The following is a 17,788-nucleotide window of genomic DNA, read 5'->3' as shown; positions in this document are numbered from 1 at the left end:
TTGTCCACTCTGTTCATGCTGACCCTCCTTCTCTGCCTATCCTCTCCCCAACGACCTGAAGAAAATTTTACATGAAACCAGATGAATTGAAAAAAGCGAAATCGCTCTTCATTCTCGGAAAATCATTCGTATTTCGCAACCATTAGGGGGGACCTCTCGCTATGTCGCTCATTCGCACATTATCTCTTGACAGGATGAGGTTTGGGGATTATGATATCGTGCCGGTTAACTCAATTAGGTAAATTAATGAAAAGGCCGACTTTTCGAAGTGCCTTGGCACCGAATCGTCAGCCTGTCGTGCAGATCATGAAAATAGAAATCCATAGGAACATCAACTAAGGAGCATGCCGTAGCAGCTCCTTTAGTATTTTTCGGCGATAGCCCCGTTAAGGTGAACGCTATTCTGTGAAAATGACGACTTGACACTAACGCTAACGTCAGTGTTTAAATGAGTGTGTGATCATCATGTGCGTCGGATCATGGAGCAGTTCGAGCGAGATGAGAAGAAAGGGTGATAATGATGCGTACACCGCAACCTTGCGGGGCTCGGGCAATCGGAACCTTTAGTTTCGCCGTTATTTTTGCGGCCGCTTTGTGGCTTTTATGGAGTGGTAATTTGGAGATACGGTACACGGCGGATCACGAAGGAACCATGCCTGTCTGGCATCGATGGATCCCAGCTTTGGTTTGTATGATGCTTATTCGCTTTTTTCCCTGGTCTTCTGCTGCTTATCCCCCCATACAAGGTGTCCAGCAACGTACTTTGGAAGTCCAAGCTTGGATTCTGATAGCGTGCGCGGCATTATTTACAGTCGGCGTGATCCTGGCCAACAATCAAAATGAATTTCAAATATGGTATATAGGTCTAAAACTCGGACTTCTCCTGCTCTTGCCGCTGGTCATGCTACGAATCATGTCTCCATCACTGAAGCCTTGGCGCTTCGCTATTGCCAGACCACCTTCATTGTCTCCGTGGAGTTGGCTCGGTCCGCTCGTCGTCGTATGCGTCTGGTTGTTTATCAGTTATGGCTCCTCCTACGGCCTTCCCTACGTACCGACCGGATTTGATTCGGCTACTCTGGTGCTTGTCGTCCTGTTCGGCTTTCTCATTAATAGTTTGCTGGAAGAAGTGTTTTATCGGGTTTGGCTACAAACTCGTCTGGAACATTTGCTTGGCAGGTGGCCTGCGATTGCCCTCACATCCGTATTGTGGGCGATCTGGCATGTGGCAATTCAAGGTACAGGGCAGTGGAACGTCGATTTAGCGGCTGTATTGTCCAACCAGGGAATCACAGGTCTATTCCTCGGTTATTTATGGGCAAAGTATCGCAACGTTTGGGTAGTCGTCGTCATTCACGGGGTTATGAATGCTCCGCCTCAGATGATTATGGAAATGATCGGATTATGAACACCGAAAGAACAGACGGTGAATGCCTAGAGCAAGACGGCCAGGAGAGTCGGCTCCTGACTATCTGGGTATGGAAATTTTATGATAACTATCCAAGAGGAGTAAAGTCAAGATTTTTTTAGTAAATTTACGACCTTGCGCGTTTCCCCCCCTAAAAGAGAACACGCCCGAATAATCTTCGTCCCAATTGAACTTTTTTGCACATTTCCTTTCGAAATCGATTCCATTATATTAGTTGCAGGCCTGTAGACAGGTGATAACCGTTAAAAAACGGCGGGATGGAGGAGATCGAATGGCGATGTTTACGTTGAACGGCATACCGATTTATTATGAAACCGAAGGGAAAGGATTTCCTTTGATCGGCATCCAAGGGAAGGATAGCAATCTAGATTGGTGGCATCCGGCAACGAGGAGCGCGCTGGCGGTGGAGTACCGCTTCATTATGCTGGATAATCGGGGTTCGGGACGCAGCGGACATCCGGCGAAGGAGTACGGGATTGCGGACATGGCCGCGGATGTCGTGGGGCTAATGGATGAACTGCAAATAGAAAAAGCATACGTACTCGGACAATCGATGGGCGGAATGATTGCTCAAGAGGTCGCGCTTCAGAACCCCGATCGCGTGGAAAAGCTAGTGCTGGTTTGCACGACTTCCGGCATAACGCGCGCTGCGCTTTCTTCACAGATGCTTGATTTAATTAGCGGGAAATTTGTCTTCTCTTCGCCTCAGGATTCTTTGCATCTCCTTTTCCCCGAGGGGTTCATTCGAGATAACCCGGCATTGATGGAACAATTGGCGAAGCTCATGTTGCGTTTTCCCGTCGATCAACGGACCTCGTCCATTCATGACGCTGCCTACCAAAGCTTCGATTGTTACGATCGTTTGCCAGCCATCTCTGTTCCAACGCTGGTCATCCATGGGGAAGCGGACTGGATTTTCACCCCCGCCCACGCAGAAATTTTGGCCAAACGCATCCCGGATGCCCAACTCTTTATGGTGCCAGACGCCGGACATGGAGTATTTTTGCAGGCGCATGAGCGGATCATCGAGCGATTGGCTCGTTTTCTGACCGCCTAGATCGAAGCAGCCCGAAACCTGATCATGACTGGCCATGAAAGAATCCTTTATGACGAACAGTGACAAAGCCATCAGCGTAACAGCTCACGGAGGGAGTAGCTGGCTCGCTTTACCGCTGTTTAATGTTCAGTATTCATAAATGGATAAGATAAAAAAATGCCTTTAAGCCACATCCAGTGGTTTAAAGGCATTTATATATATGTGCCGAGACAGAATTGTAGGTTGGTTGCGGGGGCAGGATTTGAACCTGCGGCCTTCGGGTTATGAGCCCGACGAGCTACCGGGCTGCTCCACCCCGCGATAGAATAACAAGCATATTGGTTTTTTGTTTGCCAGACCACTAATACTACAGCAGTTCAAGCTAAAGCGCAAGCTCATTAATGAAAATGTCTCTTTCTCTTGAGGGGAATTCGTAAGGCGAGGATGATATAATCAGGCTACAGTGTTGAAACTAGAAGGGTGATGGCAATGAGCGTAATACGATTGGAAAACGTCACGAAGAAGTATGAAAAGTCCATGATTTTTCGAGACATTTATTTTCGCGTTATCCAAGGGGAACGGATCGGACTAATCGGAAGAAATGGTGCCGGCAAGTCGACGGTATTTAAGCTCATCATGGGCCAAGAAGAGCCCACGTCGGGCAAGGTGGAGATAGATCCTCAAGTGCGAATCGGGTATTTCTCGCAATTCTCGGAACTCAGCGGAAGCTTATCTGTTCAACAAGAACTAGAAGCATGCTTCGAGCAGGTTGCTCTAATTGAACGAGAGCTGCAAGAGGTGGGAGATAAGCTAGGGGTGGCTGCGGACGACTGCGAGATGGAGGTGCTGCTAACAAGGCAAGCGGAGTTATTCGAACAGATGGATCATCTTGACGGCTGGAACGTGTCCGTCGAGATTAATACAGTGCTATCGAAGCTAGGCTTTAACGAAAGATCCCGAAATCAGCCGATCGATGAGTTGTCCGGAGGATGGCGAAACCGCGCAGCACTCGCAAAGATGCTAATCGAGCTGCCCGATGTCGTTCTGCTCGACGAGCCGACGAATTATTTGGACATGGAAGGAATTGCATGGCTGGAGCAGTGGCTGTATCGATTCAAGGGAGCGATGATTCTGGTGTCGCATGACCGGCAATTTATCGACAAGGTCGTCACGCGCACGATTGAGATCGAGAACTATCATTTTCAGGAATATGAAGGCAACTATACAGATTACGTCCGCAAGAAGAAGATGCGCAAGAAGGAACTGGACCGCCAGTTCGAGTGGGAGGAAGAGTTGCTGCTCATGGAATCTGAAGCGATCGATGCTCGCGCGAACCGGAATTCCGGTTCCAAGGATCGTCTCTCGCGTAAGCTGGCCGATAACAAGAAGCGGATAGAGCCGCATCCCGTTAACGTGCTCATTACCGACATCTACGAGAGGCTGCGCTTCCCAGACAAGCTATGCGAAGTGAAGAAGATCGGGCAGACATACGAAGGCAGGCAGATTTTCGAGAACGTTAGCTTTGATATTCAGAAGGAAGATCGATTGGTTATCGTGGGGCCGAACGGATGTGGGAAATCCACGCTCATTAAGGCGCTTACCGGGCAGGAGAAACCAGATTCCGGGGAGATTGTCTGGGAAAAGGGCGTTAACTATGCTTACTTCAACCGGATGTGGGAGGAGCTTGATGATAAGGATACCGTCAGCCATGCGGTGAATACTTATGGATTGGGACTGGACGCTCCACGCAAAAAGGTGAACAAATTTCTAGCTATGCTGCAATTTTCGGAGGCGGATTTGAGCAAGGCGATCGGTAATCTGTCCGGCGGGCAGAAAGCTCGTGTGGCACTGGCTAAGTGTCTTCTCTCGGGTGCGGCGGTTATCATCTTGGACGAGCCGACCAACCATCTGGACCTCACGAGCATACAGGTTATGGAGCAAGCTCTGATCCATTTTCCCGGCGCGGTCATTACGGTAAGCCACGATCGCTTCTTCATCGATAAGATCGGAACCAAGATGCTGACCTTCGATCCGGTAACGGGAGTGACCGAACAGAGCTTGTAAGGGAGAGTGGTTCTCTCGATACCCCATTGCGCTCGCTAAAGCGGATTCAAGGGGAGATGGGAATACAAATCAATTGAAGTTGATTATAAACAGTGTTACTCTTACAACGGTAAACTCAAATCAATATTTTGAAATCATGCTAATCATTGTTACTATTTTAGTTAGAAAGAAAGGTAATACTATGATAAAAGTTGAACACTTATCCTTCTCATTTCCGCAAAAAGAACTATATAACAACATTTCATTTACACTTGAAGAGGCACAACACTGCGCTTTTATTGGAACAAGCGGCAATGGGAAAAGTACATTGATAGATATACTGATGGATCCAGAAAGATATTTGTTCGAGGGCAAGTTAGAGATAGACCCGGCTTGCAAAATTGGGCACGTAAGTCAATTTTCACAACTGGACAAAACGAAAGAAACAACCGTTTTTGAATATATAGGGGAACAATTTATTAAGCTGCAAAATGAAATAACATCTATTTGTACGGAAATGGAAACGTCATCGGATATTGATTCTTTGTTAGAAAAGTATCAATTAGCTTTAGACGCATTTGATTCAATTGGCGGGGAAGATTTTGAAAGCAACATTAATAAGAAGCTAAATCTAGCAAACCTCATGAAGCTAAAAGATCATAGGGTATCCGACCTGAGTGGCGGGGAATTCAAACTTATTCAAGTGATGAAGGTAATGCTTAGTAGTCCAGACTTAATGATTATGGACGAACCAGATGTGTTTTTAGACTTTGAAAACCTAAATGCGCTTAAAAATCTTATTAATTCCCACAAAGGAATGCTGCTAGTTGTTACGCACAACCGCTATCTATTGAATCATTGTTTCAACAAAATTATACATCTTGAAAACACGGAGATCCAAGAGTTTGACGGGAGATATTTGGAATATAACTTCTCCTTACTTCAGACTAAAATTGAGTTGCAAGAACTCACAGTTGCTGAGAATGAAGAAATTGAGAGAAACGAGCACATCATCAATAATCTTAGAGCTATCGCAACCTATAACTCGGAAGCATCTAGAGGAAGAGCGTTAAAAGCTAGAGTTAGATTTCAAGAAAGATTGGAAGCGCGTAGACTGAAAGCGCCGTTTGTTGATATAAAGCAACCGAATATTCGTTTTGAAATGGATAATGAAGTGGAAGACACCGTTGTTATAAATGTAAATAATTATAGTGTTTCCTTTGATGAGCTGCTTTTGGACAATGTTAACTTCGAGATAAAATCTACTGATAAAGTAGCTATTATTGGTTCAAATGGTACAGGGAAAACGACTTTACTCCGAGATATTTTTAAAAATAATCATCATTCAATTGAAATAAATGCAGATGTTAAAGTAGCATATTTATCTCAGATTCAAGACGAAGTGCTAAAGGATTCTAATACAATACTAGAAGAATTTATGGATGCTGGGTTTAAAACTTATGATGAGGTTAGATCATATATTTCAAGCTATGGCTTTGAAGGAGAAATCGTTGATCAAAAAATTGAATCTTTATCCGGCGGAGAAAAAAATACGCTTCAATTGGCTAAAGTTTCTGCCAGTAAAGCAAACGTATTGCTTCTTGACGAACCGACAAGCCATTTGGACACGTATGCACAATTAGCGCTGGAGAAAGCCATTGAAGACTATAAAGGCGCCATTCTCATGATTTCTCATGACTTCTATTCTGTTGTAAATGGTATGGATTATGTTTTAATCATTGAAGATAAGACGATAAGAAAAATGGATATGGAAAAATTTAGAGAGATGATTTATGCTAGCCATTTTGATAAGGATTATTTAGAAACCGAACAAAAGAAAAGAGCAGTTGAGATGAAGATAGAATTGGCTTTAAAAGATACTAATTTTGAACATGCAAAAATATTGGTTGAAGAGCTAGAAGAGCTGATTAAGTCGCTTTAAATGAGGGATATCCATGCCTTAATCGTGACGAATTGCGGCAGATAACTTGCTTCGTTCCCTTGCTCTGACCAATCGTCTATAGGATGAAACGCGCGTTCATCCATAATAATATGATCGATCCGAGATAACTTGAATGTTCGATACCCTGTCGATGTAAACAATATCCTTTCAAGTACCATCTCGATTCGCTAAAATGCAGCTCATAGGGCTGGACCATTCTATTCGTTACAGCTCCTTCTTTATCTGTATAATCAAACGAAACCAGCCTTTTCCTAAAAATGGATTCTTGACATGTTTTTAAGGTTTCAAGAATCTCGGACCGACCTTCCCAATCATAAAAATAAAACGACAGTTGAATGGAACGAATCAGAGACAATGGACTAACCATTGCCTCTATTTTTTTTATCGTTCTTTTGGATACATTGAATAGCTGTGAAAATTCCTTTGTAGAAACAACCTCTAACCTCTTTTTTTCAGCAACATCATCATAATCAAACTGAGTCTCTCACATTGTCCATAATTGCCCTCTTTTTTCTATATGACTTCAGAAAGGTGACACTATGGTGTCACCTTTTGTTCATTATACTGCATGTATCACAAGAAGGAGGTAATCATGTTTTGTCCGTTTTTCTAAGGAAAGCTTCAAAGATCGCCTAATTACCCCGAAAATCTAAGGAGGAAATGCAATGTTTAATTCAACCGATTTTCCCAAGCCCAACCTTATTTCAGTCAACGGTGTGGAGCTCGAAGTTTTTGAAGCAGGTCGGCAAAATGCCGGAAAACCCATTGTCCTCTGTCACGGTTGGCCGGAGCATGCCTTTTCTTGGCGCTATCAGATGGCTGCCCTTGCCGCAGCGGGCTACCATGTCATCGTCCCGAACCAGAGGGGGTACGGCAACTCCTCTCGTCCGACCGAAGTAATAGACTATGACATTGAACAGTTGTCGGGTGATCTCATCGCGCTTCTCAATCACTATGGATACGAAGATGCCACCTTTGTCGGTCATGATTGGGGGGCAATGGTCGTTTGGGGACTGACCTTATTGCATCCAAACCGTGTAAACAAAGTGATAAATCTAAGCCTGCCTTACCAAGAGCGCGGAGAAAAACCCTGGATCGAATTCATGGAAGACATCCTTGGCGGCGACTTCTATTTCGTCCATTTTAATCGACAGCCAGGCGTAGCGGACGCCATATTGGAAGAGAATACGTTCCGTTTCCTTCGCAACTTGTATCGGAAAAACGCGCCCCCAAAAGAGCCCGAGCCAGGCATGGCAATGATCAATCTTGCCAGAGCAGAAACACCGCTCGGGGAGCCCTTGATGAGCGACAGCGAGCTGGCCGTTTTCGTCTCCGCTTTTGAAACATCAGGGTTTACGGGCAGCATAAATTGGTACAGGAACCTTGACCGCAACTGGAGATTGTTGGCAGACGTGAACCCAATGATCTATCAGCCGACACTCATGATTTATGGCGACCGGGATGCGGTCCAGAGGTCTGAAAACCTGACAGAGTTTGTGCCCAATGTGGAAGTGGTCAATTTGGATTGCGGTCATTGGATTCAGCAAGAAAAGCCGGAAGAAACAAACCAAGCGATGTTGAGATGGCTGGAACAGCAGGATGCCACCTAGTCCCAAGAGCGTTTCAAGGTTGAGTCTGCCCTCCGGTTTAACCGGAGGGTGGAATGAGACGCGGTCGCCGTCTTCGAGGTGACTGATTGGGCACCGTTACCCTGGTAGGGCTAAGACGAACTTGTTTCCTAAAGGCGCGGTGGTCGTGGGCCGTATGAGCAGCGTTCGGTGTAGTCAGCGTGTTGAGGGAGGGCAGGTTGCCTCTTGATCATGCGCTATCGAAATATGTATAAAAAAACAACAAATGGTTCGCCTTAGAGATGATATGCTGAACCCCACTATCAGCGAGACAAGTTTAGATTATATATATGGTATTATTAGAGCGCTAATTTTATTGGATTGTGTACGTTAATTAGATCATTTATTGATCGTTCAAGAGGTTGTTTCTATTTATGGGGCAGTAGATATACTGGTAAATAACGCCGGAGGAGGCGTCAAAAAGAGCACATTCATAGAGATGACGGAACAACTATGCGAGGAGACTTACGCTTTAAACGTTAAAAGCATTCTTTTCTGTTCTCAGGCAGCATTAAATTATATGATTCCGCGAAAATCAGGCAAAATCATTAATCTTTCTTCGGCAGCGGCGAATTATGTGCTCGGGGAGACCGTCACTGTCAGCAAAGGAAGGTGATTTGCAATCCACGCTTTCAACAAGTAGCTGTATAAATTAGTAACTTAGGATATAAAGGGGGATTTATTATGAATTCTATTATTGCGGAACATTGGAATCATGAAAAGCATGAACTTCCCGGCATGAATTGCATCATCTTTCCAAATGGCACTATAACAATATTAAATTGTTACAGCGTATATAACCCCAACACAATAGAAAGAACATTATTCTGCTCTCCCTTGTGTGACACAACCATTGAAAGCATAGCAAAGTATAATGATGATTATTGGACGGTCGTTGATGAATGGGTCTGTATTGATTATCAAGACGGGAAAATTTGCGGCGGTGATGGTCAAATGGGGAACGAAGGGTTTATTGCTTGTACGGATGCTGAAAACCGTTTGGTATGGGGAATGTTTTTTGAACATTCAAACCCTATAAAAAGCTTAGAAATTAAAGATAAAATTCTAATTGCTATTAATGAGCATACCGAATTACAAATTGAAATCAACTTAGAAAACCTCACCCAAATTAAAATGACTTCCTTAAAATCCTAATTGAATAGAAAGATTAAAGGAGCCAACTAAATGGTGAGGGAGACTTGAAAAACGGCAGAAATATTGGATTTGATAGGAGAAGTGCTAACGGGCACGTTGCGGGTAAAACTAGATATTGCCTGCGGTGCTCTAAGCGCTTCGCCCGGACCGAAGCATGGGTCTGTCGTGCCTGCTGGACAGATTGAAGGATAGACGGAACCATGGTAGAATTGCATCAACAATCGACACCGTTCGAGCTCACCGGGGAGTAATATATGAGATCGGAATCTACTATATTTTCAATGAAAATGATGACCATTTTTTTAGCCATTTCGCTTTGCACCGCGTTCGTTTTCGTCATTTACTTTCAGGATGCAAGCAAATCCAAAGATGATATCCGTATGGAGATTTTAAAAGATTATTCAGGTAACATGACTTTGTCCGATGTTAAAGTCAGCGATCAATTCGTAGCTTTGCCTAGCAACCATTCCAAGGTTGGCTATTCACCGGACCGTTTATGGTTCAAAATAAAACTAAACCGGTATAACGCGGAAGAAATCAATTACCTTACAATAAACAATCCTCTTTTTGAAGATGTCACGATTTACCTTCCGACAAGTAACGACTATGTTACAAAGCATTTCGGGTACGCGTATAAGAGCAATTTCGATAAGATTGGCTTTGTCTACCCCGCATTCAAAATCCCGCCCCAATTTGATTATAATCAGTATATATACATGACAAGCAAATCAATATATGGACAAAACTTTTTAGTCCAAGTCGTAAATGATGATCTCTTCAGAAAGACAAGCATGATAAACGTCTGGGTAGGGGGCATCTTTTTCGGCGTTTTGACGGCATTGTTTTTCTATCATTTGGTCATGGGTATAGCCATAAAAGACCCAACTTTTATTAAATACTGCTTTTTTGTTTTCACCACCTTGTTATGGAACGCAGCAACGACGGGACTTTTATACATCACGGGCTTCAAGTACGCCTATTGGATTGCGGATTATTCCGCGGGCTTGGGCATTGTCATGTCGCTGGCCATCGTCATTTTCATGAGAGCGATTTTTCAGACCCGAGCGAGGTTTCCCAAGATCGATTTTTATTTCAAGCTGCTCATCGTTTATTTCCCTATCGCTTTATTGGTGTTTTTTTTCATCAGTAAAAAGGTGGGAGCATTTGGTGCGGGCGCATCTTCTGTCGTGTACGTATTGTACTTTATGATTATGGCTAAAGGGATAAGCAACAAAATGATTCGTTCGCCGCAACTCATAACGGCATGGCTCTTATGTTTGGTGTCGGTAATTCTGTATTATTTGATGATTTTCGGAGTGTTGCCTCAAAGCTACATTATGATTTATTACTTATTTTTTCTTTCTTGCGTCTCAGCTATCGCCTTTGCCTTGTCCCTCGCAGAAATCATTAAGCACTTAAATGAAGAGAAGCAACGAAATCAAATTCTATTTGAAAATTCCGAAATTCAATCCAAGCAGTTTGAGCTTGCTTTCATACGGGCGCAAATGGATCCTCATTTTGTTTATAACACCTTGAATGTGATCGAAGGGGTTATTGCTGAAAACAAAGAAAAGGCAGGAAGCTTAGTAAACGATTTATCCCATTACCTCAGAAATATTTTCGATTACAGCAATTCGGAAAGATATATTTCTATCCATGAGGAGCTCGATGCAGTCCAGTTTTATGTGCGCATTGAGCAAGCCCGATTTCCTAATAAAATAGTGATCCATTATGAAATAGATCCAGGCATTCAATTGAAGGTGCCGCGCTTTGTTATTCAACCCTTGGTAGAAAACGCGATTAAACACGGTATACGTAAAAGGAAAATTGCAGGAACAGTCACGATCAGGGTCAAAGAGCTTGAACAGGGTTACTTCATAGCGGTAGAAGATGATGGCGTCGGCATGGAAGATACGGCCCCAAATAAATTGCTTGAATACTCGCCCAACAAGGGCATTGGGCTTGCCAGTATAAACGCGCGGCTTAAGGCCGAGTATGGAACGCAGCTTTATATCGACAGTGAGAAGGGGAAAGGGACTACGGTTCATTTTAACGTACCCATTAAGGAGCAGCCATGAAAGTTATTATTGTAGACGACGAATATTATGCGCTGCGGAACTTGAAAAACAAGTTGGAGAAAATAGCGGATGTCGAAGTCGTTGCGATGTATGAAGATCCTGCAACAGCCCTGGAAGAGATAAACAGCATACAGCCCGACCTTGCTTTTCTAGATATCGAAATGCCGGAGATCGACGGCATAAACCTGCTAGGGATGATGTTCAAAAAAAGACCGGAAATGGATTTTGTTTTCACAAGCGCTCACCATGCCTATGTGTCGGAAACGCTTGAAACAAAAGCGTTGGATTTTCTCGTTAAGCCGGTGAAATACGAACAGCTTTATGTCACCTTGGAAAAAATAAAGAAGATTAGGGGCAAAACCGGCACGGGACACAACATGGAAGTAAGGTGCTTTGGCGATTTTGCCGTATTTATAGACGGGAAATTGATCGATGTTAATTGGCGAACCAAAAAAACGGAAGAGCTCCTCGCCTATTTGTTAGGTATGAACGGCAAGTACGTGTCCAGAGAACGAATCATTCATGATTTGTGGCCCGATTTGGAGATGGACAAAGGTTATGCAAACTTATATACGACGCAATATAACTTAAAGAAGGGGTTCGACGCTTTTGGAATCCATCATATGGTCAAGAGTAGACTCGGGAATATTTGGCTCAATATCGAGGACATGAAAGTGGATCTGGTGGAGTTCGATCACTTCAGTAAAAGTTATAATGCGGATAAGAGCAACATGGAAATGCTCGAACAAATGGTGGAACTGTACAAAGGCATGTTATTTGAAAATAAGCTTTATTCATGGACGGTAAGTATACAGCAACCTTATGAGGTCATGTTCGACGATGCGTTGAATATTCTGATTCCGTTTTATAGGGAACGCGGCGATGAGAAAAAAGCCAAGTACTACGAAATGAAAAAATGCTCTGAATTTGAATAAGTAGCGTCCCGTAAATAAATCGCCCGCATGCTGCGACCAGCTGCGGGCGATTTCATTGTTACTTGCCATGGAACTTACTGTACAACAAAGGTATACGTCTTTTGAGTGCCGTCCTGAGCGGTTACGACCAACCGATCGGTGCTCTGCACATTATCTCCGTGCGTAAGCTCCGTATTGTCCTGTTGATAGGATTTATAGTTTCCATTCGGCGGTCCGGCGACAGCGGCAGTAAAGATGCCGATGTAATAAGTATACAGAGGAACGGTAATCGTCCCTGCGACCGGATCAATTTGATACCTTGGCTCTGTCGAGGTCAAAGTGACGTCATTGTACTGAATAGCATAATCCGCAGTAGACGAATTTTGAGCGGTAACGCGTACGATCATACTTGAAGTGATATCGGTCGCCAGATTGGTTACAGGTAATAAGTTTTGATCCAACACGTTGGCGGCAGCGTGCGGGGATACCGTTAGCCCGTTCAACAACTGACCTACGGTCAGAGTGCTCGGAGCCGAAAGACTGCTCCCGCTCACATTCCCGTTCACATTGGACAGAACCGACTTGGCGTCGCTAAGTACCGGCACCAATGGCGGACAATTCCATTGTGCGGAATAGGAAACGTCTTGGGCCGGCATGGTGCTTGGAAGCGTCGGGGACCAGCCGTAAAGCGTACAACCTAACATGGAGACAGTTGCCGTTGCTTTCAAGGGCGCTCCATACTGAACTTGATGTGTGGCGCCTCCTGTACCCCCGTTTGCATCAAACGTCAATTTGTAGCTATTGCGCTTGTAATAACGCACGATCGTGAGGCTTCCATCGGCTGCAATCGTATTGGATGCCAATGCTTTACCGCTGCTGTCATAGGCTATGCTATGGTCATAGGTAAAGCCGGGATACTGTTGGATTGCTGGTGACGCAAGCGCGCCGGTTGTCCCTTGATAACTTCCTGTACCTTCTTCAACGTAAAGTGAAGTGCTTCCGATACCTTGCAGCCTGTCCGAAACACGGTAAGTCGTATCGGTACGCACTTTCCAAGTCGCCGTGTACGTGGTGTCGCTTGACGGCATGGTGCCTGGAATGGCCTTTGACCAGCCCGCAAAGGTGTAGCCGGGTTTGGTGAAAATCGGCACTGCACTGTCGGGTATTTTCGATAAGCTGCTGGCCGAATAAACGACCGGTGTTCCGCCCGGGTCGGCATAGAAAGTCATTTTGCGCTTGGTAGGCAGGTATTCGTAGATCAGTCTCGAGTGTCTTCCAGATATTGTAATCGTTTGTGTTGGCGGTGTATCATAGCCTTCGATTTCTATAGGTACCGGCGAAACGGAAGCGCCTGCCGTGCCAGATAAGGTAACCCTCTTCTTGGAAGTGCGTTTCCCTGTATCGGGATCTACCATCACGTAATCGACTGTGTAGGATATATTAGCGAGTGGCGTCCATTGCGCATATATCGTTATATCCTCTGCTGGCATGAGGTAGGGAATGCTGTAAGGTTTCGTTCCTTTAGGGTCCAAGGCCCAACCTTTGAATGTATATCCGGCTCTTGTAGGCTTTTTTGATAAATTCTTTACTATTTTGAGTGGTGTGTTAATCGTCCAAACCACCCGCCCGTATTGGTTCAACTCGACTTCATCGTTTGGATCCTTACCGTCTACTAATAGGACATTAGGATTCAAGGTAATGGTGCGGAATCCGCTCTTGTACCATGTCAAATTAATATTGCGCGAGTAGGGAAGGGAGTTTAAACCTGTCCTAGAGCCCTTCCACGTTACGGTCATCGTGCCGGTCAGTTTTTCATCCGTGGCTGTTGGCGATACGGTTACACGGGATGAATTCGAATTGTAGGTAAATTATTGTTATCAAAAGTAATGGTGTAATTCTGGGGAAGATCTTTACCTATACGGATATCGCCCGTTATCAAATTCAGATCATTCAGTTTCAAGGCTTCCTCAATCGATGGGAACACTTTCTCTGTCGTGGCGACAAAGGAAGGCGCATCTTCCTGTTTATAGGCGAAGTCGATGAAATGACCATTCATTTTGCCAGCTCTATAAAGCGGCCAGGACTCGCTATGGAAGGGGTCGGAATACGAGAACGCCCCACCGAAGACCTGCGCCCCCCATTCTGCCTCCACATACATACCGATCTCCAGCAACAGTGCTCCTAACGTTTTTGTCGGTGCCGAAGATGAGGTCTCATAATAGAAATACCCGTAGAGCTGAAGGTAGGCACCGCCTTCAGCCGTGATCCCGACACTGTCCAAATCAATATGGAACAAGCCTGCCGCCAGTTCGAGACGAATGCCTGCCTTCAACCCCAGCGTTCCCAGTACATAGAAATAGAAATTATAGGTGCCGTTGCTCGGCAAATCTACCGTCCCGAACGAAGGCGAGCCTTCGCTAAGTTTAAAGCTGGCCGTATATCTCTTCGCGGATTCATAGCTGAAGCCGATCCCCAACGTAATATTCGGATTCGTACTAATGACAAAGTTTCCTGTAAAGTTGATATGGAGAAGACCTAATAATAGGTGTTGGTCGTATTCGAAAATTTCCTCTTCTATCAGGTCCACCCAATCCGTCTCGTTTTCCAGCATGGCCTGATAGCTTTCCATCAACGTATTGGCGTTTACCTTGGCCGGGGTGGAAGGCGACTGCTCCAGAACGGCTTTCAGTTGCGCCTTGATGTCTAATTTGTTTTTGGCCTCATTCCAAATATTCGTCCAGCGATCACGCGGAGTATTCGCCGGCACGGTGCCGATCTGCGCAGACGCGTCAATGCTCGTGAACGTGAAGGCGTCCAAGTTTGCGCTTGCTTGATAGTCCCTAGGATACGGAAGATCGAAAAGCCCCAGATCGATATATCCCCAAACCGTACTGCCGTTTACACCTACACTCAAAGAGATTTCTTCTGTAAATGCAGCGTTCATTTGAATAAGGATATCGTTGTCCGCTCCTGTCGAAACTTGAATATCGCTAGAAACAGCGAGATTCAGACGCAAACCGGACTTGTTCTGGAAATGGGATAGTTTCGTGCCTATGTCTGCTGAAACCTTCAAGTTATGCAAGGTGACTTTCGCATTTTCTTCTCCCGGTTGCGCAGAGAGGATGCGGACTTCCGATTTTTTGTCTTTCTGCAAGCCCGTTGAGGCGTTGGCTGCGATCAACGTTTTGAAGCCGTCGGTTTGCAAAGAGGCAGTTGACAAATAGTTTGCAGCTTCATCGACAAATCCGCTTGCCAGCGCTTGCTGCTTGATTTGATTCTCCAAAGAGGCGATATCGGCTTGCGACAACAGGTCGTCTCCGTTAATCGTTTCCTGCTTATAGAAATCCAAGGTGTGAGTGATGTCATCTTGTGTCGCATCGGTATAGGCAATAACATAATGATTCCCCGAGTTGGAGACGGACGTCACTTTCCCATAGCCTGAAGAGGCTCCCGTACGCATATTGACGAGTGCGAGGAAGTCCCCGACTCTAGCAACGGTAGCTGCGTTAAGACCCATAGGCGCATACTTGGAGTCGGAATAATCCATTGAAGCCGGAGCGACCGTGATGGAGCGGTTCGTACTGTCCCCGTCGGTGTCCGACGCAGGGTCGACCGGCAGCACATGCGGTTTAAGCAGAACGTCCGCTGGGTTTGCGCCGGTGTAGGAATAGATATTCCCGTTGATTGCCGTGATCGCGACATAGGCGATATCGCCATCATCAGAAGTATCCAAAGTGCGCAAATCGGGACGGGTCCCTTCATATACGGAGACGGTATCGCCCACCTTCAAGCGTGTATTTCCGTCATAGCGAAAGGTACCGCTCGCAACAGGGTCCGAGTTCGGACCCGTTCCGCCGCCAACGTTCGCGCTCATTATTGCAATTGAAGGGGAAGCAACGGATTCGCCATTGAGGCTCATCTGAGAGAGTTCGGAAAACTTCAAATAAATCATATAAGGATTTAGAGGCAGCCGCATAACCTCTTCTTTGGCCATACTAAAAATATAGTTTCTGGTTGTGATGTCCTTACCTGTAAAAGTAAGATTGTTGTTCGTCAAAGTGATTTGATAGGTGCTGCCCTCCTCAAAAGAGCCGCTCTTAGCAGCTACAGTAAAGCGGCCGTTTGAGCCGGTTACCGCAAAACCTGCGAAATCAGGGTTTGACGGAGATTTGAATGTCATGCCCGCTTGAACGGCCGCCGCCGTCATTTTACCTGTAGAATCTTTCACGTTGATCGAAAAGTTCGGCATCTGGTCCATTGCGTATGCATTCGGAATGATTTTCACAGCATCATCGGGCGATGCAATATAATTGGCATACAAGGTCATGTCGCTCTTGACGGTATCGCCGCTCATGACCGGTTGCGTAAAAGCACGATCCTTATACCAGCCATTGAAAATAGAGCCTTGCTTATATGCGAGTGGAAGCTGATTAAGCGATTCGCCTCGCTTTAGACTTAGGCTGTTGATCGGTGCACCGCCGTTTGGATTAAAAGCAACCGTGTAGGTTGTGCCGTCGTCGGCCAACGCGGCTTTGTCCATCCGCATAAAAATTGCAGCAGCTTCAGCGCGAGTCGCCTTTGCAGACGGTTGGAAATTGCCGTTTGCATCTCCGGCAAACAGGCCGGCCTGCCAAAGCTTTACCGCCGCATCAACCGCCCATGGAGAAATGTCGGATAAGTCTTTAGGCTTGGTTGTCTTGTTTGTTTTCTGATAAGGGATAAGATTGCTTTCAAAATACTTGAATATCAGCACGGCCATCTGTTCTCTCGAAATAGCGGCGTCCGGCAAGAAGCTACTGCTGCCGGTTCCGCTTGTAATGCCGCTTTCGCTTGCCCATTGCACATAAGGCGCATACCAAGCGTCCGGTTGAACATCTATAAATGCGAAAGTCTTGTATTGACTTACATCCACTTTGGCGAATCGCCCAAGTACAGTAACAAACATAGCACGACTCATGGTTGTGTCAGGCGAAAAACGTTCTTTGCTTGTGCCGCTGAATAGGTTATTCTGCTTGACAAACATGACCGCATCGTAGAACCAGGCCGAAGGTGTGACGTCTTCAAACGAGCCTTGAGGCACGGGCTGAGCAGTCGTATGGTTTGATGCCGCGGAGTTGATAGAAGCCGGTAAAGCAGCATAAATTGCAGGAGGCATTGAAGTTACGAGTATACAAGACAATAGCAACAGACTTAATAGGCGTTTATACAAGATCAGTTCCCTCCTCATCATCTTTCAACTTTCAGACAATTACCGATTTTACCAGACGGATCTAAATAGAATCTAAACAGAGTTCCGGCGATTACGACGATGTACAATCGGCCTCTCAGAATGCGAAGCGAAAAAACGAGGGGATGAGGTCATGGCGAGGAACGCAAATTTCTACTGGTTAGAGGAGTTTCGACATATTTGGAGAAATTGTACTTACCAAATTGTAGAAGTGAGTTATTAACCCAAGGATATGAGTTTAGGTTATTAAAATGAGAGAGATATACATAACTAGACCTCATTATGAGAAGACATTGAAAAGAGCCGATCGCCGGA

The 17,788-nt window shown here is 45.3% G+C and carries 11 protein-coding genes, 1 tRNA gene and 2 pseudogenes; 10 read left to right on the top strand and 4 right to left on the bottom strand.

Translation table 11 applies throughout. The features are described from left to right. Positions 1 to 913: 913 nt before the first annotated feature. Both ACFQZE_RS15430 and ACFQZE_RS15425 read left to right on the top strand, forming a co-directional pair. Positions 914 to 1,408 (top strand): CPBP family intramembrane glutamic endopeptidase, encoded by a 495-nt coding sequence (locus tag ACFQZE_RS15430; protein WP_379358509.1) that lies wholly within the window; start codon positions 914 to 916, stop codon positions 1,406 to 1,408. 292 nt (positions 1,409 to 1,700) lie between these two features. Next, positions 1,701 to 2,486: an alpha/beta fold hydrolase gene (locus ACFQZE_RS15425; protein WP_379358507.1), complete on the top strand. Its 786-nt coding sequence runs from the start codon at positions 1,701 to 1,703 to the stop codon at positions 2,484 to 2,486. A gap of 223 nt (positions 2,487 to 2,709) precedes the next feature. On the opposite strand, the gene ACFQZE_RS15420 is transcribed toward ACFQZE_RS15425, so the two are convergent. After that, positions 2,710 to 2,786: transfer RNA gene (locus ACFQZE_RS15420), tRNA-Met, on the bottom strand. 168 nt (positions 2,787 to 2,954) lie between these two features. Here ACFQZE_RS15420 and ACFQZE_RS15415 point away from each other — a divergent pair. Next, positions 2,955 to 4,529 (top strand): ABC-F family ATP-binding cassette domain-containing protein, encoded by a 1,575-nt coding sequence (locus ACFQZE_RS15415; protein ID WP_379358505.1) that lies wholly within the window; start codon positions 2,955 to 2,957, stop codon positions 4,527 to 4,529. 181 nt (positions 4,530 to 4,710) lie between these two features. Next, positions 4,711 to 6,450 carry an ABC-F family ATP-binding cassette domain-containing protein gene (locus ACFQZE_RS15410; RefSeq protein ID WP_379359271.1) on the top strand — a complete coding sequence of 580 codons (1,740 nt, stop codon included), beginning with the start codon at positions 4,711 to 4,713 and terminating at the stop codon, positions 6,448 to 6,450. 5 nt (positions 6,451 to 6,455) lie between these two features. Here ACFQZE_RS15410 and ACFQZE_RS15405 read toward each other — a convergent pair. Further along, positions 6,456 to 6,939: pseudogene (locus ACFQZE_RS15405) on the bottom strand (helix-turn-helix transcriptional regulator); the annotation flags it as partial. 197 nt (positions 6,940 to 7,136) lie between these two features. Between ACFQZE_RS15405 and ACFQZE_RS15400 the strand changes: the two are divergent. From ACFQZE_RS15400 to ACFQZE_RS15375, 6 genes and pseudogenes are all read left to right on the top strand, one after another. Then, the gene (locus ACFQZE_RS15400) at positions 7,137 to 8,081 is read left to right on the top strand and encodes an alpha/beta fold hydrolase (RefSeq protein ID WP_379358503.1); all 945 of its coding nucleotides are present in this window, start codon (positions 7,137 to 7,139) and stop codon (positions 8,079 to 8,081) included. Positions 8,082 to 8,445: 364 nt separating this feature from the next. Next, positions 8,446 to 8,715: an SDR family NAD(P)-dependent oxidoreductase gene (locus ACFQZE_RS15395; protein ID WP_379358501.1), complete on the top strand. Its 270-nt coding sequence runs from the start codon at positions 8,446 to 8,448 to the stop codon at positions 8,713 to 8,715. Between the two features lie 68 nt (positions 8,716 to 8,783). After that, complete coding sequence (locus ACFQZE_RS15390; RefSeq protein WP_379358499.1) at positions 8,784 to 9,254, top strand: hypothetical protein; 471 nt, start codon at positions 8,784 to 8,786, stop codon at positions 9,252 to 9,254. A 254-nt stretch (positions 9,255 to 9,508) separates the two neighbouring features. Then, positions 9,509 to 9,970 (top strand): annotated as a pseudogene (locus ACFQZE_RS15385) (7TMR-DISMED2 domain-containing protein); the annotation flags it as partial. Between the two features lie 75 nt (positions 9,971 to 10,045). Then, positions 10,046 to 11,332, top strand: a complete 1,287-nt coding sequence (locus ACFQZE_RS15380; RefSeq protein ID WP_379359269.1) for a sensor histidine kinase — start codon at positions 10,046 to 10,048, stop codon at positions 11,330 to 11,332. Continuing rightward, positions 11,329 to 12,267: a response regulator gene (locus tag ACFQZE_RS15375; protein ID WP_379358497.1), complete on the top strand. Its 939-nt coding sequence runs from the start codon at positions 11,329 to 11,331 to the stop codon at positions 12,265 to 12,267. The genes ACFQZE_RS15380 and ACFQZE_RS15375 overlap by 4 nt, the downstream gene beginning before the upstream one ends. Before the next feature lie 74 nt (positions 12,268 to 12,341). Here the strand turns inward: ACFQZE_RS15375 and ACFQZE_RS15370 are convergent, their stop codons facing one another. Continuing rightward, positions 12,342 to 14,042: an InlB B-repeat-containing protein gene (locus ACFQZE_RS15370; protein WP_379358495.1), complete on the bottom strand. Its 1,701-nt coding sequence runs from the start codon at positions 14,040 to 14,042 to the stop codon at positions 12,342 to 12,344. A gap of 41 nt (positions 14,043 to 14,083) precedes the next feature. Continuing rightward, on the bottom strand, positions 14,084 to 17,455 hold the full coding sequence (locus ACFQZE_RS15365; protein WP_379358493.1) for an S-layer homology domain-containing protein: 3,372 nt from the start codon (positions 17,453 to 17,455) through the stop codon (positions 14,084 to 14,086). Between the last annotated feature and the right edge of the window lie 333 nt (positions 17,456 to 17,788).

The sequence above is a fragment of the Paenibacillus sp. GCM10027627 genome (assembly GCF_042675505.1).
Taxonomy (GTDB): Bacteria; Bacillota; Bacilli; order Paenibacillales; family Paenibacillaceae; genus Pristimantibacillus.
This window is presented reverse-complemented; position numbering and strand designations above follow the sequence as displayed.